This window comes from Rahnella sp. P4_A8, from assembly GCF_056402435.1.
Genome location: NZ_JBFUHK010000008.1, coordinates 65,886 through 84,586, shown reverse-complemented (window position 1 = coordinate 84,586; position 18,701 = coordinate 65,886). Strand labels below are relative to the sequence as shown.

Annotated in this window: 19 protein-coding genes; 9 read left to right on the top strand and 10 right to left on the bottom strand. The window is 53.6% G+C overall.

Annotated features, from left to right (window positions below):
* The first annotated feature begins 134 nt into the window (after positions 1-134).
* Positions 135-2,228, top strand: a complete 2,094-nt coding sequence (locus tag AC1DUO_RS06685; RefSeq protein WP_015690534.1) for a putative bifunctional diguanylate cyclase/phosphodiesterase — start codon at positions 135-137, stop codon at positions 2,226-2,228.
* 10 nt (positions 2,229-2,238) lie between these two features.
* On the opposite strand, the gene AC1DUO_RS06680 is transcribed toward AC1DUO_RS06685, so the two are convergent.
* Together AC1DUO_RS06680 and AC1DUO_RS06675 are read right to left on the bottom strand one after the other, a co-directional pair.
* Entirely contained in the window at positions 2,239-3,801 is a 1,563-nt protein-coding gene (locus tag AC1DUO_RS06680; RefSeq protein WP_119262148.1) for a methyl-accepting chemotaxis protein, read from the bottom strand.
* Positions 3,802-4,036: 235 nt separating this feature from the next.
* Positions 4,037-4,840, bottom strand: a complete 804-nt coding sequence (locus AC1DUO_RS06675) for an inositol monophosphatase family protein (protein ID WP_013577318.1) — start codon at positions 4,838-4,840, stop codon at positions 4,037-4,039.
* 157 nt (positions 4,841-4,997) lie between these two features.
* Here AC1DUO_RS06675 and AC1DUO_RS06670 point away from each other — a divergent pair, with 157 nt between their 5' ends.
* The 3 genes from AC1DUO_RS06670 to AC1DUO_RS06660 all read left to right on the top strand — a co-directional run bounded on the left by AC1DUO_RS06670 (position 4,998) and on the right by AC1DUO_RS06660 (position 7,588).
* Positions 4,998-5,630: a LysE family translocator gene (locus AC1DUO_RS06670; RefSeq protein WP_013577319.1), complete on the top strand. Its 633-nt coding sequence runs from the start codon at positions 4,998-5,000 to the stop codon at positions 5,628-5,630.
* An 81-nt stretch (positions 5,631-5,711) separates the two neighbouring features.
* A complete protein-coding gene (locus AC1DUO_RS06665; RefSeq protein ID WP_112151065.1) occupies positions 5,712-6,800 on the top strand; it encodes an ABC transporter substrate-binding protein in 1,089 nt (362 codons plus the stop codon).
* A 47-nt stretch (positions 6,801-6,847) separates the two neighbouring features.
* On the top strand, positions 6,848-7,588 hold the full coding sequence (locus tag AC1DUO_RS06660; protein WP_013577321.1) for a molybdate ABC transporter substrate-binding protein: 741 nt from the start codon (positions 6,848-6,850) through the stop codon (positions 7,586-7,588).
* Between the two features lie 28 nt (positions 7,589-7,616).
* Here the strand turns inward: AC1DUO_RS06660 and AC1DUO_RS06655 are convergent, their stop codons facing one another.
* Entirely contained in the window at positions 7,617-8,474 is an 858-nt protein-coding gene (locus tag AC1DUO_RS06655; RefSeq protein ID WP_013577322.1) for a PA4780 family RIO1-like protein kinase, read from the bottom strand.
* Between the two features lie 447 nt (positions 8,475-8,921).
* Here AC1DUO_RS06655 and AC1DUO_RS06650 point away from each other — a divergent pair, with 447 nt between their 5' ends.
* A complete protein-coding gene (locus AC1DUO_RS06650; protein ID WP_015690537.1) occupies positions 8,922-10,037 on the top strand; it encodes an SDR family oxidoreductase in 1,116 nt (371 codons plus the stop codon).
* A 226-nt stretch (positions 10,038-10,263) separates the two neighbouring features.
* Here the strand turns inward: AC1DUO_RS06650 and AC1DUO_RS06645 are convergent, their stop codons facing one another.
* From AC1DUO_RS06645 to AC1DUO_RS06635, 3 genes are all read right to left on the bottom strand, one after another.
* Positions 10,264-10,887 (bottom strand): glutathione S-transferase family protein, encoded by a 624-nt coding sequence (locus AC1DUO_RS06645; protein WP_112151068.1) that lies wholly within the window; start codon positions 10,885-10,887, stop codon positions 10,264-10,266.
* A gap of 35 nt (positions 10,888-10,922) precedes the next feature.
* Positions 10,923-11,456, bottom strand: a complete 534-nt coding sequence (locus AC1DUO_RS06640) for a GNAT family N-acetyltransferase (protein WP_013577325.1) — start codon at positions 11,454-11,456, stop codon at positions 10,923-10,925.
* 85 nt (positions 11,457-11,541) lie between these two features.
* Positions 11,542-12,420 (bottom strand): AraC family transcriptional regulator, encoded by an 879-nt coding sequence (locus tag AC1DUO_RS06635; protein WP_162906083.1) that lies wholly within the window; start codon positions 12,418-12,420, stop codon positions 11,542-11,544.
* A 188-nt stretch (positions 12,421-12,608) separates the two neighbouring features.
* Here AC1DUO_RS06635 and AC1DUO_RS06630 point away from each other — a divergent pair, with 188 nt between their 5' ends.
* A complete protein-coding gene (locus AC1DUO_RS06630; protein ID WP_013577327.1) occupies positions 12,609-13,514 on the top strand; it encodes a DMT family transporter in 906 nt (301 codons plus the stop codon).
* Between the two features lie 116 nt (positions 13,515-13,630).
* Positions 13,631-14,011, top strand: a complete 381-nt coding sequence (locus AC1DUO_RS06625; protein WP_013577328.1) for a tautomerase family protein — start codon at positions 13,631-13,633, stop codon at positions 14,009-14,011.
* A gap of 21 nt (positions 14,012-14,032) precedes the next feature.
* On the opposite strand, the gene AC1DUO_RS06620 is transcribed toward AC1DUO_RS06625, so the two are convergent.
* From AC1DUO_RS06620 to AC1DUO_RS06610, 3 genes are all read right to left on the bottom strand, one after another.
* Complete coding sequence (locus AC1DUO_RS06620; RefSeq protein ID WP_013577329.1) at positions 14,033-14,377, bottom strand: type II toxin-antitoxin system PemK/MazF family toxin; 345 nt, start codon at positions 14,375-14,377, stop codon at positions 14,033-14,035.
* Positions 14,377-14,631, bottom strand: a complete 255-nt coding sequence (locus AC1DUO_RS06615; protein WP_223510138.1) for an AbrB/MazE/SpoVT family DNA-binding domain-containing protein — start codon at positions 14,629-14,631, stop codon at positions 14,377-14,379. Before AC1DUO_RS06615 ends, AC1DUO_RS06620 begins: the two co-directional genes overlap by 1 nt.
* A gap of 116 nt (positions 14,632-14,747) precedes the next feature.
* On the bottom strand, positions 14,748-15,488 hold the full coding sequence (locus AC1DUO_RS06610; RefSeq protein WP_112151070.1) for an SDR family oxidoreductase: 741 nt from the start codon (positions 15,486-15,488) through the stop codon (positions 14,748-14,750).
* A 121-nt stretch (positions 15,489-15,609) separates the two neighbouring features.
* Between AC1DUO_RS06610 and AC1DUO_RS06605 the strand changes: the two genes are divergently transcribed.
* Together AC1DUO_RS06605 and AC1DUO_RS06600 are read left to right on the top strand one after the other, a co-directional pair.
* Positions 15,610-16,512 (top strand): LysR family transcriptional regulator, encoded by a 903-nt coding sequence (locus AC1DUO_RS06605; protein ID WP_013577332.1) that lies wholly within the window; start codon positions 15,610-15,612, stop codon positions 16,510-16,512.
* A 54-nt stretch (positions 16,513-16,566) separates the two neighbouring features.
* A complete protein-coding gene (locus AC1DUO_RS06600) occupies positions 16,567-17,052 on the top strand; it encodes a hypothetical protein (RefSeq protein WP_126124315.1) in 486 nt (161 codons plus the stop codon).
* Positions 17,053-17,089: 37 nt separating this feature from the next.
* Here the strand turns inward: AC1DUO_RS06600 and AC1DUO_RS06595 are convergent, their stop codons facing one another.
* Entirely contained in the window at positions 17,090-18,676 is a 1,587-nt protein-coding gene (locus AC1DUO_RS06595) for a hypothetical protein (protein WP_477986842.1), read from the bottom strand.
* Positions 18,677-18,701: the final 25 nt, after the last annotated feature.

The following is an 18,701-nucleotide window of genomic DNA, read 5'->3' as shown; positions in this document are numbered from 1 at the left end:
ATCACTTACGGATTAATCTTAATTATGCCAAAAAAATTATCGCAACTTCGTTCGCCTTTAATAAGGCTTAATGCCATTATCGCCGGATAACAAATTAACCCGTCGCTTTCGACTCTCTGTTGGTGGAGCCTCACATGTTTTCCAGTAATTACAACAATGTGCTTGTGATGTTTTCGTTCATTGTTGCAATGCTTGCCTCTTATACCGCGCTTGATATGGCAGGCCGGGTTGCCACCACAGAGGGAAAGGCTTCCCGACTTTGGTTAACAGGTGGCGCCATTGCAATGGGTATCGGCATCTGGTCGATGCATTTTATCGGCATGCTGGCCTTTAATGCTTCGATGCCAATGGGTTACGACCCTTTAATTACCCTGCTTTCTATGCTGATTGCCATCATTTCCTCAGCTTTTGCGCTGTGGCTGGTATGCCTTGAGGAGTTACCCACCGGGCGGTTACTTGCCGGTGCCTTGCTGATGGGCGGCGGTATTGCCGCGATGCATTACACGGGTATGGCGGCGATGCAGATGATGCCGCCCATTGTCTACGATTACCGTTGGGTCGCGTTATCCGTGGGAGTGGCGATTGTCGCCTCCGGCGCGGCGCTGTGGATGGCGTTCAATCTGCGTCATCAGTCACCCAATGTCCGTCTGCTGCGCATCAGCGCTGCGGTGGTAATGGGCGCTGCCATTGTCGGTATGCATTACATTGGCATGGCTGCGGCACAATTCCCGATGGACAGCCACAGTATGGCGGCGTTCAGCGGCGTAGACAATAACTGGCTGGCACTGCTGGTGATTGTGGTCACGCTGGCGATTCTGGCGATCACCCTGATCATTTCTATCCTTGATGGCCGGATGCAGGCACGCACCTCGATTCTGGCATCTTCGCTGGCACAGGCGAACCGCGAGCTGACCCAACTGGCGCTGCACGACAATCTGACCCATTTGCCAAATCGTTTGTTGCTGGAAGACCGCCTGAGTCAGGCGTTTCAGAAAGCGTCACGTGGCGAATCACAGTTTGCGGTGCTGTTTTTCGATCTCGACGGATTCAAAGCCGTTAACGATGCCTTCGGCCACCACATCGGCGATCAGCTGTTAATTTCAGTCACCGAACGCCTGCAATCGCAGCTGAGGGCGACAGATACGCTGGCGCGGCTCGGCGGCGATGAGTTTGTACTGCTGGTTGAGATCACCGAACCCACCGATGCCTCGCAACTGGCCGATAAACTGGTGCATCTGATTGCGCGTCCGTTTTACGTTTCCCGCTACGAACTGCTGGTCTCTGCCAGCGTGGGGATCGCAGTGTATCCGGGCGATGGCGAGAATGAACGCGAGCTGATGCTCAATGCAGATGCCGCGATGTATCACACCAAAAATTCCGGCCGTAACGGTCACAGTTTCTTCCAGCCGTCGATGAATGCCAATGCCCAGAACCAGCTGCAAATGCTCAATGATTTGCGTCTGGCGGTTGCACACCATGAGCTGCGTTTGCACTATCAGCCGAAATTTATTGCGCCTTACGGGCCGGTGAGTGGCTTCGAAGCGCTGCTGCGCTGGGAGCGCGACGGTAACCTCCTCAGCCCGGATGTGTTTTTGCCGCTGGCGGAAAAAACCGGACTGATTATCCCGATTGGCGAATGGGTGCTCAATGAAGCCTGTCGCCAGTTGCGGGAATGGCATCTGGCCGGTCATACGCAATGGACGGTAGCGGTGAATCTTTCCACGCTGCAATTTGAGCAGGCGAATCTGGTCGAAATGGTGATTGAAACCATTGAACGCCATCAGATCCCGCCTGAAATGCTGACGCTGGAAGTGACAGAAACCACCGCGATGCGTAACCCGGATGCCAGCGTGGAAATTCTGGAGCGCCTGACACAGTACGGCGTAAAAGCCTCCATTGATGATTTCGGTACCGGCTATTCCAGCCTGCTCTATCTGAAACGTCTGCCGGCCAGTGAGCTGAAAATCGACGGTGCATTTATTAATGACCTGATTGCCGGTAGCGAAGACGCCAGTATCGTTTCTGCGATCATTGCCCTCGGCCAGACGCTGAACCTGAAAGTGGTGGCCGAAGGCGTTGAAACGATCCAACAGCAGGAATTTCTGACGCAACTGGGCTGCGACACCTTACAGGGTTATCTTCTGGGGCGTCCGATGACGCCACAGCAGATTGCCCAACACCCCGATACGGACTGGGAGTCGCAGATAACCCTCACAGATAAAGCCTGACGCCCCCGGCTCAGGCTGTCGCCGTGCGGAAAAACCGCACGGCGTTGCGTAGCTCAACGCTTTGTTCCGTCAGGGATTGCGCCGCTGCCGCTGCCTGTTCCACCAGCGCGGCGTTCTGCTGCGTCACCCTGTCCATCTGGTCAACGGCAATCCCCACTTCGTGAATACCGGTGTGCTGCTCAGAACTTGCTGTCGAGATTTCTCTGACAATTTCAGCCACCTTATTCACCGAGCTGACAATCTCATTCATGGCTTTACTGGCGCGATCAGCCTGCAATGACCCTTCGGCAATTTTGCTGACGGTGCCCTGAATCAGATCTTTAATTTCTTTCGCCGCCTGCCCGCTTTTTTGCGCCAGCACCCGCACCTCACTCGCCACCACCGCAAACCCTTTACCCTGCGTACCGGCACGCGCCGCTTCCACAGCGGCGTTCAGCGCCAGCAGGTTGGTCTGGAAGGCAATGCCTTCAATCACGCTGATGATATTGATAATTTCATTCGAACTGCCGGAAACATCACGCATATGTGCCTGCATCCCCGTAACAATCACGCCGCCCTGAGACGCTGTTTTCGAGGTTTCCAGCGCCAGCTGGCTGGCCTGCCGGGCGTTCTCAGCGTTCTGGCTGACGGTCGCGGTCAGGTTTTGCATATTGGAACTGGTCTGCACCAGCGAGGCCGCCTGTTCTTCGGTGCGCTGTGATAAATCCACATTACCCTGTTCAATTTCACTGGCGGCATGATTGATGGATTCACTGCCTTCCATAATCTGATGAATAGTTTTATTCAGTTGCTGGTTCATGCCGTTCAGCGAAGCCAGCAAACTGCCGTCATCACCCGGTTTCAGCGTGATTTTTGCCGCCAGATTACCGGCAGCGATTTCACGCATAATAGAGGCGGCATAAGCCGGTTCACCACCCAGTTGTTTCACCAGATGGTGCGCCAGCAGCAGCGCCATCGTCAGTGAAAGAATAAACGCCACGCCGACCAGCACTAAAAACATCGCGCTGGCCGTGTGATAGCTGCTGCGCGCATCCGCTGCCGCCTGCTCACTGTTGGTCAGCTCGTTTTTGACCAGCGTTGCCAGATCCGCCATTAACTGTGTGCGATATTTCCGTGAGTTATCGCCACTGATTTTCGTGGCCTGCGCAATGTCGTTGCGTTCAACCGCCGCAATCACATCATTATTCGCCAGCGAAAACTGCTCAAAATTAGCGACGATTTGCTTAAACAGATCTGACTGACTGCCGCCGCTGTCCAGCTTCAGATACGCATTTTCCGCGTCTTTAAAAGTGGCAACCGCCTGAAGGATTTCGACCCGGTGGTCGTCGCGCGGCGCCCCCTCTGGCGAGGCGATATATTGCACCTGTTGCAGGCGTAATTCCGCCAGCGTGCCGCGCATCACCAGCGGATACTGCACGCCGGGAAGCCGGTAGGCACGGTAGTTTTCAATCTGCTGATTACTGCTGTTGAGCAGCCAGGCTGACATCGCCGCCAGAATCAACAGCAAGCTCAGGACGAGTGCGAATGCACCCAGCAAACGGGCAAGTATGGAAAGGTTGGTGATCTTTTTCATCTGGGCACATCGGAAAGTCAGTGACAGGAAACACTCATAACGGCCGGAATGAAGGGAACTTTAGGGAAAATGAAACTATATTTCATTTTGTTAAGCGCTGTCTTTCGTAATGTAATTTTAGGGTTACCGGACGAATTTTTCATGTTACCGGCCCGCCTTAAAAACATGATCTGCCACGCGTTGCAAAGATTTGCTCTCTCATAAAGAGAGAGCACTCAGCGCGACTCACTTTGGCTCACTTCGGTTCAAAAGCGGGCCATAACGGAGTGACTGCCGACAACAGATTCGCCGTACCGGCCGCCACCGACATGTGTCGGAAATTGTCGCTGCCGTCCGCTGTCTTCGCGAATTTCACCACCGTTTCCAGCCCGGCTTCCTGACACAACACCGTGCCGCCAGCGATATCCCACAGCGTGGTGCGCCGTTGCAGATGGCCGTCGATAATGCCTTTTGCCGCAAACACCATGCCGACCGTGGTACAGCGATAACAATGTACTGACCAGTCAGCCGCGCGGATCCCCTGATAAAAGGCCGAGGCTTCGTCCAGCTTGTCGTCCGCACTGTCGCCCAGCGACACAATCTGTACATCTTCAAAACGATCATCGCGACGGAAGGGTTTGTCGTTGAGGAAAATCCCCTTTCCGGATTCTGCTGCAAACAGGTCGTTTAAAACCGGCAGTGCCACAATGCCGATCACCGGCTGTTTATTTTCCACCAGCCCGAGCGACACGCCCCACAGCGGCGAACCGCGCAGGAAATTCGAGGTGCCGTCGATAGGATCAATCACCCAGCACGGCGCGTCGGTCAGAATGCCGCCCATCTCTTCGCCGATCACCGCATCCTGCGGAAAATGCTCTGCCAGCCGGGTGCGGATAAACTGCTCAACCGCCAGATCGGCTTCTGAAACGAAATCCTGCGTACGCTTACTGCTGATTTCGATAGCGTCCCGGCGGTGAAAAAAGTCCAGCGCCAGTCTGGCGGCCTGTGCCGCAATCTGACTGGCAACCGCCAGACGCGGGGACATCATAGTGTTGGTCATGATAAATCCTGAGTTTTCAGTCGGAAGGAACAAAAGCTGTCTTCATAGAATGCATCGGAATCGATGAATAAAAAATGACAACCTGCCACTTGCTAAAATAGCGTAAAACACTCTATATCTGTGTGCTTCAACTTTCTGAATTTTGCCGGAGATTTCCATGCCCGATGCCGCCCATTGGTTGCCCTTTCTGCTGATTTGTCTCGGGCTGGTATTAACGCCCGGCCCGAACATGATTTACCTGATTTCACGCTCACTCTGTCAGGGGCCGAAAGCCGGACTGATTTCCCTCGGCGGCGTAGTGCTGGGCTTCCTGTTTTACATGTTGTTTGCTGCGCTCGGCATTACCGCGCTGCTGATGGCGGTGCCCTTCGCTTATGACGCCCTGCGCATCGGCGGCGCTGCGTATTTGCTGTATATGGCGTGGCAGGCGGTGAAACCCGGCGGACGCTCGCCGTTTCAGGTCAGGGATTTACCCCGCGACAGCAATAAAAAACTGTTCACCATGGGGCTGGTCACTAATCTGCTGAACCCGAAAGCGGCGGTGTTATATCTGACGCTGTTACCGCAGTTTATCGTGCCTGAACAAGGGCATGTGCTGACGCAGTCGCTGATTCTGGGCAGCTCGCAAATTCTGATCAGTGCGACGGTCAACGCGCTCATTGCCCTTTCAGCCGGTTACATTGCCGTCTTCCTGGCCGGGCGACCATTGTGGATGGTCATCCAGCGCTGGTTTATGGGCGCAGTGCTGGGCGGGCTGGCTATGCGTATGTTGCTCGACGGGCGTAAATAACCGGCCATTTGTCACGCGTCATATTCAGTTCCGCATCAACGCTATATAATCCTTTGCATAACGAAACCAGAGGATTTTTCCATGCGTCTATTTTCATCCCGATTTTTGCCTTCCGTTGCCTTGCTCGGGCTTGCCCTGAGCCTGGCTTCCCCTTGCGCTTTTGCCACACGCCAGATAACCGATCAGCTTGGCCGTCAGGTCACGATTCCCGATCAGGTGGATCGCGTCGTCGTTTTGCAACATCAGACCCTTAATCTGCTGGTTCAGCTGGATGCCACCAAAGATATTGTCGGCGTGCTGAACAACTGGCAGCGACAACTGGGCAGCGGTTATGTGCGTCTTGCGCCGGAACTGGCGAAAACGCCGGTGGTCGGCGACCTGACCAGCGTGAACCTGGAAAGCGTGGTGGCGCTTCATCCGCAAGTGGTGTTYGTCACCAACTATGCACCACAGGAAATGATCGACCAGATCAGCCAGGCCGGGATCGCCGTCGTGGCGGTTTCATTGCGGGATGATCCGAAAGGCGAAGAACATATGATGAACCCGGTGCTGCCGGATGAAGATGAGGCGTACACCGAAGGGCTGAAGAAAGGCATCGCGCTGATTGGCGATGTGGTCAATCACCAGAAACAGGCACAGGCGTTGATCGACTATACTTTTTCTCAGCGTCAGTTAACTGGCGAGCGGCTGAAAGATATTCCGGCCAATCAGCGGATCCGCACGTATATGGCAAATCCCGATCTGACCACTTACGGTTCCGGCAAATATACCGGCCTGATGATGGCGCATGCCGGTGCGATGAACGTTGCGGCAGCCACAGTGAAAGGGTTTAAGCAGGTCGCGCTGGAACAGGTGATCGCCTGGAACCCGCAGGTGATCTTCGTGCAGGACCGGTATCCGGAAGTGGTCGGGCAGATCACCGGTGATCCGAAATGGCAGGGTATTGATGCGGTCAAAAATCACCGCGTTTATCTGATGCCGGAATACGCCAAAGCCTGGGGCTATCCGATGCCTGAAGCGATGGCGATCGGCGAACTGTGGATGGCGAAAAAACTCTACCCGCAAAAATTCGCTGACATCGATATGCAAAAACAGGCTGATGCCTGGTACCAGCGCTTCTACCGGACGGATTTTAAACCCGCGGCAGACGCGGCGCGCGCGGGGAAATAGCCTCGTCTCCGGCGCTTTACGTTGAGGCAATGTGACAAGGAGACCTGATGACAAATACGATTAAAGTGCTGGCGGCAGGGAGTTTACGCCGCGCATGGGCGCCGCTGTGCGATGCCTTTACGGAAGAAACCGACAGCAAAGTCGACGTGGAATTCGGCCCCGCCGGGCTGTTGCGCGAACGTATCGAACAAGGGGAAAAGGTCGATCTGTTTGCCTCGGCCAATACCGCGCATCCGCTGACGTTGCAGCAGCACGGTAAGGCGCTGGACGTGGAAGCATTTTGCGGCAACAGCCTGTGTGTCACCGCCCGAAAAGGGCCGGAACTGGATAAACTCAACTGGCTGAGCGTATTACTTGATCCCCGTTTTCGGCTGGCGACATCGACGCCGCAAAGCGATCCTTCCGGTGATTACACCTGGCAAATGTTTGAGCAGATCGAAAGGCGACATCCCGATGCCGGGGCTATTTTACGCAACAAGGCGCTGCGTCTGGTGGGCGGTGAGAAATCGGCCAAAATTCCGGCAGGCAAACTGGCGGCAGAATGGCTGATTTGCAGCGGTCAGGCCGATGTTTTTATCGGCTACACCAGTTATGCCGCGCTGTTGCGGGAAAATGATGCGCTGGAAGTCTACAACATTCCGGCGGATTACAACGTGCGGGCCAGATACGCGCTCGCGACCTGCACGGAGAAAGGGAAACCGCTGGCAGAATTTATTCTTTCAGAAACCGGCCAGCATATTTTGCAGAACGCCGGTTTTTGCGGGAGACATGCGGTGATGCCGGAATAGAAAAAATACAAACAGGTACAACGCGACCTTAGTGATCGAGGTCTCTTTCTTTCATTGCCCGCTGACGATCGTAATACTCATCTTCAGCGGCAGTGATTTCATCGAGCAGCGAATCCACATCGGCTTTGTGCGTATCTTCGGTGAACAATCCGGTCAGAATAGTTTCCGGTGTCAGTTTGCCGTCTTCGTACAATGCCCAGATTTCTTTGGCAAAGCGCGTTTCCAGCAACTGCGGTGCAAACTGTCCGTAGTACTCGGTCATGTTATTCACATCGCGCTCGAACATCGATTCAGCGTGGTTATTGGCAGCGGCGTCCACGGCCTGCGGCAGGTCGATAATCACCGGCCCTTCAGCGTCCATCAACACGTTAAACTCTGACAAGTCACCGTGAACGATACCGGCGCACAGCATGCGCACGATGTTGCGGATCATGGTGTCGAAATCGGCTACCGCTTCTTCTTCAGTCAGGATGACGTCACTCAGACGCGGCGCGACTACGCCGTCAGCGTCGGTGATAAGCTCCATCAGCAGCACGCCGTCCAGACAAATGTAAGGCTGCGGCACGCGCACACCGGCATTCGCCAGACGGAACAGTGCATCCACTTCGGCTGTCTGCCAGGATTCTTCCTGCTGTTTACGCCCGAACTTTGACCCCTTTTGCATCGCACGCGCGTTGCGGGTGTTACGGACTTTACGGCCTTCCTGATACTGCACGGCCTGCTTGAAGCTACGTTGTGTCGCTTCTTTATACACTTTGGCGCAGCGGATCTCTTCACCGCATAAAACGGTGTAAACATCGGCTTCTTTGCCACTTTTCAGTCGACGGACCACATCATCAATCAGGCCGTCATCCACCAGAGGTTGGATTCTATTTGGGATTTTCATGCAGCCTTGTACCTTATTTCAGCGCATGAGGGAATGACCTGCGCAATATTCCCTGCATTACACACCAGACACGCCGTTCGCGTCATCCTTTCTGATCCTTATCGCTTACTGTTCTCAAGGGTACAGTTTAACGTAGTGGCGATGGAGTGGATACTTTATGCACATACGTTATCACTTTTTACCGCTGCTTTTCACCGTCAACGCCCGCCGGGGTTTTATGGCACCCTGATTAAATTTAACTTAAATAATTAATTTATGTCCGCTAATTATTTCTTACTGTAAATAAAGCATGCCAGTTAATAAATTTTTATGTCTTCGGAACTTTTTCTTTAACTTAAGCTTTTCGTGCTGTTTACGCTTCGTTTATTCAAGGCAAAAAACGGTATACGTTCCGTTTAGAATAGAGGTGATACTGTGCCGGTAATTTCCCGTTGCAGGTCTTCTGATATGAATACTATTTTAATAACCGGTGCCACTGGTTTTGTTGGCGGAGCTGTCGTTGAATATTTTCTTCGCCAGCAACTCACCACCAATAATGCATTATTACTCTTAGTCAGGGCTGACGATAATGCGACGGGACTCGCCAGAATTATCGATAATTTGAAGAAGTTTGAATTACATGATACTCAGCTTTCTCCGCTAACTGAGCAATCAATATTGACCGGCGATCTGGCCGATCCGGAAAGTTTTATTCATGACGCGCGTTTAGATAATGTCACGCACGTTATTAACTGCGCCGCCATCGCCTCGTTTGGTCATAATCCGGCCATGTGGCGTGTGAATGTCGAAGGTTCACTGGCCTTCGCCAAACGTATGGTGCAGGTAAAAGGTTTGCAGCGATTTGTGCATGTTGGCACGGCGATGGCATCGATGCCGGATAAAGACAGCGTCTTCTACGAAGGCATGCCGGACAACGAGCAGAACGAAGATCTGGTGCAGTACACGGCTTCCAAGCGGGCGATTGAGAATCTTGTCCGCGCCGAATGCCCGTCGCTGCCGTTCGTGGTTGCACGACCGTCGATTATCGTCGGTCACACGCAGCATGGCTGCCAGCCTTCAAGCAGCATCTTCTGGGTGTTCATGATGGCGATTAAACTGAAGAAATTCACCTGTACGCTCGACGATCAGGTGGATGTTATTCCGGTGGACTATTGCGCGATGGTGCTGGTAAAACTGTGTCTCGCCAAAGACCTCAGCCATAATTTTTATCATATTTCTTCCGGCGAAGAGATGTGTACGCCATTCCATGCAATAGATACCTCGGTGGCAAAAGCCAATAATACTTCACGTATTATCAGTGAATATGAACAGACCAGTTATCAGGAATTTACCGGCATCCGCAAACAATTTAAAGATGTGCTCGGCCCGTGTAATGATAAAATTATTTTACGTGCCATTAAACTTTATGGCGGTTTTGCTCAGTTAAACGTGAAGTTTGATAATTCTCGTTTATTAGATATGGGCATTCCAAAACCTGCTGCCTTTAACAGTTATATTGATAAATGTGTTTCCTCAACCCGCGGACAATCTATCAGCGAACTGATGCAGGTTGATTTTAAATAAACCCGGTGTCTGTTAAGTATTAAACACTCCCCTAAATCATTCTCGTTGCTTCAAGGCGGCAACTGAATGAATCCCCGGGAGCTTACATAAGTAAGTGACCGGGGTGAGTGACCAATCTGCAGGGAGCAGATTGGAACGCTGCTTGCAGCGGCTCCTTCAGGAGCGAGGTCCATGGATGGGCCGAGTAACGCAACCAACGCAGAAGCAGCGTGAAGGATGACGGGGATTAGACAAGGCCGTTTCGGCCATACAGCCTGAAACCTTCGCGCTGATTCAGGCGGTCATAATACGCCGTCACTGCCGGTAACGCCGGACGGGACATGGGTGTCATCGACCAGCGGTTCACTGCCAGCCCGATGGGAATATCCGCCAGCGTAAAATTATCCCCCAGCACATAATCGCCGCTGCGCTGAAGTTGTTCCTCCAGTATCTGCATATGACGGTTCCATTCGCTGACACCGGCATCAATCAGTGCCGGATCCTGATGCTGCGGACTGTTGCGCGCCAGCGCCGGAAACGCATAGCGCCAGGAATTATTCAGTTCACCGGATTGCCAGTCCATCCACTGTTCGGTCAGCGCACGACGTTTCGGGTCAGATGACAGCAAATCTTCGCGCCCTTCCCGCGCCGCCAGATACCGGCAAATCACGTTGGATTCCCACAGTACAAATTCGCCATCGAGCACTACCGGCACCATCGCATTCGGGTTCAGTGCTTTAAATTCCGCAGTCTGGACAGACTGAAAACCCGAACCGAATTGTTCCTGTTCGAAATCCAGCCCCAGCTCCTGACAGGTCCACAACACTTTACGCACATTGATCGACGGTGATTTACCCAAAATCTTTAGCATGACTTCCCCTGTTAACGTGGTACACGAATAGCCGGTCACGACGGACGAATAAAGATCCGCGTGGCTGAGCCGTGATAAGTGGTATCCGTTTTTGCCACGAAACCACATTTTTCCGCCAGACGAACCGAGGCCTGATGCTCCGGTGCAATAATGCAGCATAGCTGACGATCGACGTGTGTACCGGCCCATTTCAGCACTGCCTGTGCCGCTTCAAAGGCGTAGCCTTTGCCGTGAAATGCCGGAGAAACGACCCAGCCCATTTCCGCCATGCCTTTGAGCGAGGGTGTGATATCACGCTGATAATCCGCCAGGCCAATTTCGCCAACAAACGCGCCTTCTGCACCCGCCGTTTTTTCGAACACAATCCAGTAACCGAAACCGAGCATCTGCCAGTGGCCCGGATACCGCAGCAGACGACTCCAGCTGGCTTCGCGACCCGAAGGCGTGCCACCGATGTATTTCACAACCGCCGGATCGGCCCATTGCGCGGCAATATCTTCAAAATCATCAACATGATGGCCACGTAAAATCAGACGTTCGGTTTCGATAACGGGAGCACTGGTCTGCATGGTTTTTCCTGAATAAGGTGAATTACCATTAACTTAGCACCACAATTGTGCTGACCGGAAGAGAGGTTTTAGCGGGAAATAAAAATCAGACGATAATGCCGCCGCGCAGTGCCGTCGGCGTTATGCCACGCACGGATTTGAAACGGTTACTGAAATGGCTGGCGGAGCTGAATCCGCATTCCAGCGCAATGGACGTGATGTCCATCTGACTGGTTTTCAGCAAGTTTTCCGCGCGGATCAGCCGGGCATTCATCACGTACTGATGCGGTGCCAGCCCCATGCTTTGTTTAAACATGCGGGCGAAGTGGAATTCGCTGAGTTCTGCCAGCGCGGCAAGTTCCGGCAGTAATAAAGGCTGCCCGAGATGCGTGTGAATATAATCTTTTACGCGGTTGAGCATATGCGGTGCCAGCCCGCCGCGTACCGTTGGCAGCGCCCATTGCAGATGGGTGTAATGTTTCACCAGATGCGCCATCAGCAGATTGGCGGCGCTGCTGAGCATCAGTTGATTGCTGTTTTCCTGCCACTGGCTGCTGAGCAAAAAGTGGCGATACAACAGCGTAATTTGCGGATCCTCTCCGAATGTGCGTTCTTCCAGCTCAATCGCCGCCGGGCTGCGATCCCAGGTTTGTTCCACCAGATGTCGCAGGTGTTCGTCGGAGCAATACAGATGCACAAACGACAAATCGTCGCGCACATCCCAGCTCGACATACTGCCTTTCGGCATCAGACAAAAACGATCCGGCCCGCCGCCGTTACGCCAGCCGCTGCGGGTTTTGTGATAACACTCGTAGCCGTCGGCAACGTACAGGCTCAGCGTATGGTGATCAGCGCTTTCCTGATTCACGATGTCATTTTTGTTCGACCACGCCGCCAGCTGAATACCGGAACCCAGTTCCACACTGTCATGCAGAACCGCTTTGTGCTGACGCAGCGTTTCGAAAGCCTGATAGACCTTAGTCATGGCGTACCCGTGTGGAGGAAAGATGACGCTCATTTTACGGTTTTCCCCCGCCCCGGTGCCAGATCTTGCTGTGCGGGTGACTGAAAAAATGCGCAAGAATATGCAACTCAGCGCAAAACGTTGAAAGCCAGCGGTCTGCCGTTACCGCAGAATGTCCTCAGTCATTACTGTCTGAGTGAGAGAATTCTATGAACGCACTGCTTTATATTTTGGTGATCCTGATCTGGGGTACCACCTGGTTTGCGATTTATCTGCAACAGGGCGACGTGCCGGTCACGGTGTCGGTTTTCTACCGTTTCCTGCTGGCTGCGGTGATCATGCTGGTGGCATTGCTGGCGACACGCAGGTTGCGTCGTCTGGCGCTGAAAGATCACCTTTTCTGCCTGGTTCAGGGTTGCTGCGTTTTTTGCTTCAATTTTTACTGCTTCTATCACGCCGCAGCCTACATCACCAGCGGGCTGGAATCGGTGATTTTCTCGATGGCCGTGCTGTTCAACGCGTTCAACGGCATGCTGTTTTTCCGTCAGAAACTGGCTCCGGCAGTGATCCCGGCGTCGGTTCTCGGGCTGGCAGGTATTATCACGCTTTTCTGGCATGACCTCAGCGCCGCGCATATCGCACCGGAATTGCTCAAAGGCATCGGCCTCAGCCTGCTCGGCACTTACGGTTTCTCACTCGGCAACATGATCAGCTCACGCCATCAGCGTCACGGGCTGGATGTGCTTTCCACCAATACCTACGCGATGTTTTACGGTACAGCCGTCATGGGCGCGCTGAGCCTGATGCAGGGCGCTTCCTTCGCCATCGACCTGACGCCGCAATATCTCGGCTCGCTGGTCTATCTTTCCGTGTTTGGTTCGGTACTGGCTTTCGGCATTTACTTCACGCTGGTCGGCCGCATCGGTGCCAGTCAGGCGGCCTACAGTACGCTGCTGTTCCCGCTGGTCGCACTGACGGTTTCAACATTTTATGAAAATTATCAATGGCATGCCAATGCGGTTATCGGGCTGGCGCTGATCCTGCTCGGTAATCTGGTGATGTTCTGCCGTCCGGCCTGGCTGGAGATGTTCAGGCGCAAAGCCGCTGCGGCGTAGGGCGGCTTACCGGCGGGTACAAAAAAACACTCGACAACTCTCCTCCTCGTGTTGCATACCTGAAAGGCCGCATCCTAAGAGATGCGCGCCCTACAGAAAATAATGAGGAGAATAAAATGCCTTTTGTACGTATTGATATGGTCGAAGGAAAACCCGAAACCTACCGCAAAACCGTCGGCGATGTGATCTATGACGCGCTGCGCTCAGCTCTTAATGCGCCGGAAAACGACAAGTTTATTGTCATCTCCGAACACTCTCCGGCAGAAATGATGATTTCCCCTGATTATCTGAATATACAGCGCAGCCCGAACTGCATTGTGATTCAGGTAACGCTCAACACCGGCCGTACACTGGAAATGAAAAAGGCGTTCTATCACGCCGTCGCTTACGGGCTGCATGAAAAAGTCGGGTTACGTCTGGAAGATGTGTTCATCAGCCTGGTGGAAGTGCCGAAAGAAAACTGGTCCTTCGGCAACGGCGAAGCGCAATACGCGTGAGAAAAGGTCTGAAGGTAAACTTCAGGCCAACAAGTTCTCACCACCAATCAGCGGAATGATTCGGGCAAGCACGTCGTTAAAGACGCCACTTTCCGCAACAGCGATAAACTTTGCCTGACGGTGCCGCCAGTCCATTGTATGGATCAACGTGGTGGCAACCACACAAGGTGCGCTCAGATTGTTGACCGGCACTTCGGTCGGCGCGCCCCGGATGCTGCTGCTCACCGGCATACAAATCACCAGCCCGGTAACCTGATTATACGTTTCATGAGACAGGATCAGCGCCGGTCGATATTTGCCTATTTCCTTTCCTTTGGTGGGCTCAAAATCCAGCCAGCAAATATCCCCGCGCTTTGGTAAATACATTAATAATCAAGCTCCCTGTCAGTCGGTTCTGCCAATTCATCAGCGTGAGCATTATACGCGCTCAGCCCCGATAACAAGCTGGCCTCAGTGACCTTCTGCTTATCGGCTTTACGAATTTGCAGCCCGTCTTCAGAAATCTCGATATCAACGACATCACCTTCCTCGAATTGTGGAATTGACTTCAAATTTCCGGACAGCCGTAACGCGATGCTGTTACCCCATTTCTGTAATGTGGCCTGAGTACGCATGTTCATTTCTCCACCGTTGTATCTACAAAGAGTATACAACCAAAAACCCGTAACAGTATTCCTGATACGGGTTTTTGCGAGCTGCATTCCGGCTTTTTATTTTCCTGCGTTAAACGGAAGGATTAAATAATCCCGCCATTCGCCTTCAGCGTCTGGCCGTTGACCCACGCACCGTCGGGACCGGCGAGGAAGGCGACGACGGAGGCGATATCTTCCGGCTGACCGAGGCGCTCGAGCGGCGAGGTTTTGGCGATGGTTTCCACCAGTTGATCCGATTTACCGTTGAGGAATAAATCCGTTGCTGTCGGGCCGGGCGCAACAGTATTGACGGTTATCTGACGGCCGCGCATTTCCTTGGTGAGCACGCGGCTCAGCGCCTCGACAGCCGCTTTGGTCGCGGCATACACGCCATAAGTCGGCTGATATAACCCGACCACGGTTGATGAGAAATTGATGATACGTCCGCCGTCGTGCAGATGTTTCGCCGCTTCACGCAGCGTGTTGAAAGTGCCTTTCAGGTTGATATCGATAAGGCGGTCGAATGCTGCATCGTCGGTTTCGGCAATGGCGGAAAGCGTCATAATACCCGCATTATTCACCAGCACATCCACGCCGCCAAACGCCTGTTCCGCGCTGGCAAACATCCGGCCGACCGCCGCCGCGTCGCTGACATCCGCCTGCGCGCTGATAGCTTTTCCGCCTGCCTGTTCAATTTTTCTGACCACCGCGTCGGCTTCTGCCGCACCGCGTGAGTAGTTCACAATCACGGTAAAACCGTCGTGCGCCAGACGTTCTGCGATGGCGGCGCCAATACCCCGTGATGCGCCGGTGACCAGCGCGACTTTCTGTTTGGATGAAGTCATGATGCGTTTCCTTTTTTCAGTGATTCGGATCTGTTGTCAGTGAGGAAAGCGTAGCCGATTGACGCTGCCGGATAATTACCTGATATTCGTTATCACTATCCGGAAAAGGCGAACAATCATCATGGATAAACTCGACAGCATGCAGTTATTCACCCGCGTGGTGGAGCTGCGCAGTTTTACGCAGGCTGCACAAGCGCTGAATCTGAAACGTTCCACGGTGACCGATGCCATTAAACAACTGGAGTCGCGGCTGAACATCCGGCTTCTGCAGCGTACCACCCGACACGTCAGCGCGACGCTGGATGGCGAAGCCTATTACCAGCGCTGTCTGCGTATTCTGGCAGATGTGGAAGATGCTGAAATGGCGTTTGCCGGTGCGCAGCCGAAGGGGTTATTGCGGGTGGATGTACACGGTTCGATGGCGCGGCATTTTCTGCTGCCCGGCCTGGCGGATTTTCTGGCGCAGTATCCCGACATTGAGTTTTACATGAGCGAAGGCGACCGGCTGGTGGATCTGGTGCGGGAAGGCATTGATTGCGTGATCCGCGCCGGTGAACTGAAAGACAGCGATATGGTGGCGCGCCCGCTCGGTACGCTGCCGGAAATTACCTGCGCCAGCCCGGACTATCTGCAACGTTTTGGCATACCGGAAACGCCAGACGATCTCGCCGGTCACCGGATGATTGGTTTTCGTTCCAGCGCAACCGGCGGGCTGTTGCCGCTGATTTTTCAGGTGCAGGGCAAAAACCGTGAAATCCTGCTGCCAACCAGTTTGTCGGTCAGCGGCGCGGAAAGCATGAAAGAAGCGGCACGGCGCGGGATGGGGATTATTCAGGTGCCGCATTACGGCCTGCTGGAGGATCTGGCGCAGGGAAGTCTGGTACAAATCCTGGCGGATTTCCCGGCCGGTTCACTGCCGGTTTCCCTGCTTTACCCGCGTAACCGCCAGCTTTCACCGCGCGTACGGGTGTTTATCGACTGGATGGTGAAAGAGTTTGCGCGGCGCGATCCGCATCTGACATGATAGTTTTTCTGCTCTGAAAGCATGACGTCACAACGTTAACGACTGGAGATGCCGATGACCACACCTGCTGTATTGCTGCATATCGGCAGCGAAGAAACGCAAGTTATCGTCCGTAATGATGATGACGACGATAAAAGTTTGCTCCTGACACTGGGCTCACAACTCACCTCTGTCGGCTATTTTCGTCATTCACCGCCGACGCCGGATGAAATGGAAACTGCCATTATGGTGGTCGAGGACGAAGTGATACGCATCCGGCACGACATTCCGCCGGGCGCTAAACTGTTCAGCACGGACAACGATATCCGTGCGCTGGCCCGCATTGCCGGTGAGGCGGAAAATGAAGTGATGATGTTGTCGCTCGACGCGGTGGAACGCACTTTCGACCGGCTGGCGCTGGTCATTAATGGCCGCCCGGCGCATTTCGAAGGTATCCCCGACGGCAATGATTTCGCCGCCACACTGCTGATTTTGCGCGAATTTATGCATCATCTGCAATTTGATGAAATTGTGGTGAAAGGCATGAAATTTGAGATGTAATGATTAACAGCCCCGTCAGGGGCTGTTTTGGTTTTATCTACACTAATGAAGGACTGTTTTTCAACTGCGCAGCATCCGATTCCATCAGTACCATCCCGCTGAGATCCGGCAGGGTCTGATGATTCAGATAATCCCGGAACGACATGCGCGGGGCGTTATTTTCCCAGGCCGATTGCAGCGTGCCCAGCAGGTCAGTGGTTTTCGACGTGATTTCCGGCGTGGTGATGTCGGATTCCAGTGCGCCTTTCACATATTTCTGAATATGTGTTGAGTTGCTGGCGGACTGAGCCACGGTGGCACTCATCAGCGCACCTTTGTGATATTGCACGGACGTCGTGCTTTCTGCCGTGTCATCAATCTGATAGTAAAGGTAATTCTGCGAGTTGCGGTCGCTGGTCAGATTCAGTTTCAGCCCCGGTGTCAGCGATGCATGATAACTGGCGACCAGATGTGACTGTTGCTTCTGCGTGATATTGCGGTCCTGCGTACCCGTGCCGGTGATCGTGCTGGTTTGAGAAACCTGATAAGAGAACGTATCGGTTTCATCCGGGCGCACCGGATTGGTGGAATCGACCGGTGTCTGCGAGACTGACGCCGTGAAATCCGCCAGCCCGGTCATCATGTTTTTATCGGTTTTGGTCAGCGAGAAATAAACCGGCTCAGCACCCCCGCTTTTATAAGTCGTCGCGGTTTCGCCATAATTGCTGTTCAGCGCCGTAAAGGCATCTTTGAACATGTTCATCAGCGATTCGTCACCATTGCCACGATTACCCGCGCTGCTGATTTGTTTCAGATAACTGTTCAGCGCCTGCTTCTGCTGGCTTTCTGTGCCCAGCAGTGCGCGCTTACTCATGTCGACGCTGATATCCACCGTGCCAGCAACACCGGTCGATTTCACTGAGCGGGTATTCGCATCAGCATGAAAATCCAGCGTCTGGGTATTGGTGGTGCCCAGCGTGGCGTGTAAGTCCACCGACGACAGCACCGAGGTATCAAACTTCGTCAGGCCACTCAGAACGAGCTTCGGCGGTTGCGCCGTCAGGCCATCAATCGCTTTCTGAAAACCTTCCGCAAGACCGGCCAGCGCTTTGCGATCGGCATCGCTGAGCGTGCCTTTGCTGACATTCACCTGCACGCCGAGTCCGTCATCATCACTGCCCAGCGTGATATCCACCAGTGCGCCGCTGGCAGTTTTAATGCTCAGGCTTATCTGGTTATCAGCTTTGGTATGAAGTTGGGTTTGGGCGGCAACGTTGGCCGCCGAACGGGTCGACTGAGCGGAAGTCTGCTTCATCACCGATTGCGAATAACTGCTGCTGTCGGTAGTGAAACGCTCAAGCAGCGCCGCACCGAGTCCGGTAAAACGCGCCGCATTGCCGGAATGGCTGAAGTTCGATGCAAGCTTTGAAGACATCAGATCACTGGAAGAACGTTCCCAGACCAGTGCCGGTTTGGTGATGTTGTAGACCGGCGAAGCGGTGTCCGCCTGGCCGATCATTACCGTGGTGGATTGCGCCGTCGAAGCCTGCTGCTGGCTGGCTGCAGTAGTGACTGCCGTCAGTGATTTTGTTGACGTAACCAGCGTGTTGAGCGCCTGATTACCTGTCGCAGAGATAACTGTCATCCCGATGAGTCTCTATGTTTTTGCG

What these genes read in the sequence shown, in the direction of transcription:
- AC1DUO_RS06685 (WP_015690534.1), top strand. Translation starts at nt 135, where the DNA reads ATGTTTTCCAGTAATTACAACAATGTGCTTGTGATGTTTTCGTTCATT.
- AC1DUO_RS06680 (WP_119262148.1), bottom strand. Translation starts at nt 3,801, where the DNA reads ATGAAAAAGATCACCAACCTTTCCATACTTGCCCGTTTGCTGGGTGCA.
- AC1DUO_RS06675 (WP_013577318.1), bottom strand. Translation starts at nt 4,840, where the DNA reads ATGACCAACACTATGATGTCCCCGCGTCTGGCGGTTGCCAGTCAGATT.
- AC1DUO_RS06670 (WP_013577319.1), top strand. Translation starts at nt 4,998, where the DNA reads ATGCCCGATGCCGCCCATTGGTTGCCCTTTCTGCTGATTTGTCTCGGG.
- AC1DUO_RS06660 (WP_013577321.1), top strand. Translation starts at nt 6,848, where the DNA reads ATGACAAATACGATTAAAGTGCTGGCGGCAGGGAGTTTACGCCGCGCA.
- AC1DUO_RS06655 (WP_013577322.1), bottom strand. Translation starts at nt 8,474, where the DNA reads ATGAAAATCCCAAATAGAATCCAACCTCTGGTGGATGACGGCCTGATT.
- AC1DUO_RS06650 (WP_015690537.1), top strand. Translation starts at nt 8,922, where the DNA reads ATGAATACTATTTTAATAACCGGTGCCACTGGTTTTGTTGGCGGAGCT.
- AC1DUO_RS06645 (WP_112151068.1), bottom strand. Translation starts at nt 10,887, where the DNA reads ATGCTAAAGATTTTGGGTAAATCACCGTCGATCAATGTGCGTAAAGTG.
- AC1DUO_RS06640 (WP_013577325.1), bottom strand. Translation starts at nt 11,456, where the DNA reads ATGCAGACCAGTGCTCCCGTTATCGAAACCGAACGTCTGATTTTACGT.
- AC1DUO_RS06635 (WP_162906083.1), bottom strand. Translation starts at nt 12,420, where the DNA reads ATGACTAAGGTCTATCAGGCTTTCGAAACGCTGCGTCAGCACAAAGCG.
- AC1DUO_RS06630 (WP_013577327.1), top strand. Translation starts at nt 12,609, where the DNA reads ATGAACGCACTGCTTTATATTTTGGTGATCCTGATCTGGGGTACCACC.
- AC1DUO_RS06625 (WP_013577328.1), top strand. Translation starts at nt 13,631, where the DNA reads ATGCCTTTTGTACGTATTGATATGGTCGAAGGAAAACCCGAAACCTAC.
- AC1DUO_RS06620 (WP_013577329.1), bottom strand. Translation starts at nt 14,377, where the DNA reads ATGTATTTACCAAAGCGCGGGGATATTTGCTGGCTGGATTTTGAGCCC.
- AC1DUO_RS06615 (WP_223510138.1), bottom strand. Translation starts at nt 14,631, where the DNA reads ATGAACATGCGTACTCAGGCCACATTACAGAAATGGGGTAACAGCATC.
- AC1DUO_RS06610 (WP_112151070.1), bottom strand. Translation starts at nt 15,488, where the DNA reads ATGACTTCATCCAAACAGAAAGTCGCGCTGGTCACCGGCGCATCACGG.
- AC1DUO_RS06605 (WP_013577332.1), top strand. Translation starts at nt 15,610, where the DNA reads ATGGATAAACTCGACAGCATGCAGTTATTCACCCGCGTGGTGGAGCTG.
- AC1DUO_RS06600 (WP_126124315.1), top strand. Translation starts at nt 16,567, where the DNA reads ATGACCACACCTGCTGTATTGCTGCATATCGGCAGCGAAGAAACGCAA.
- AC1DUO_RS06595 (WP_477986842.1), bottom strand. Translation starts at nt 18,676, where the DNA reads ATGACAGTTATCTCTGCGACAGGTAATCAGGCGCTCAACACGCTGGTT.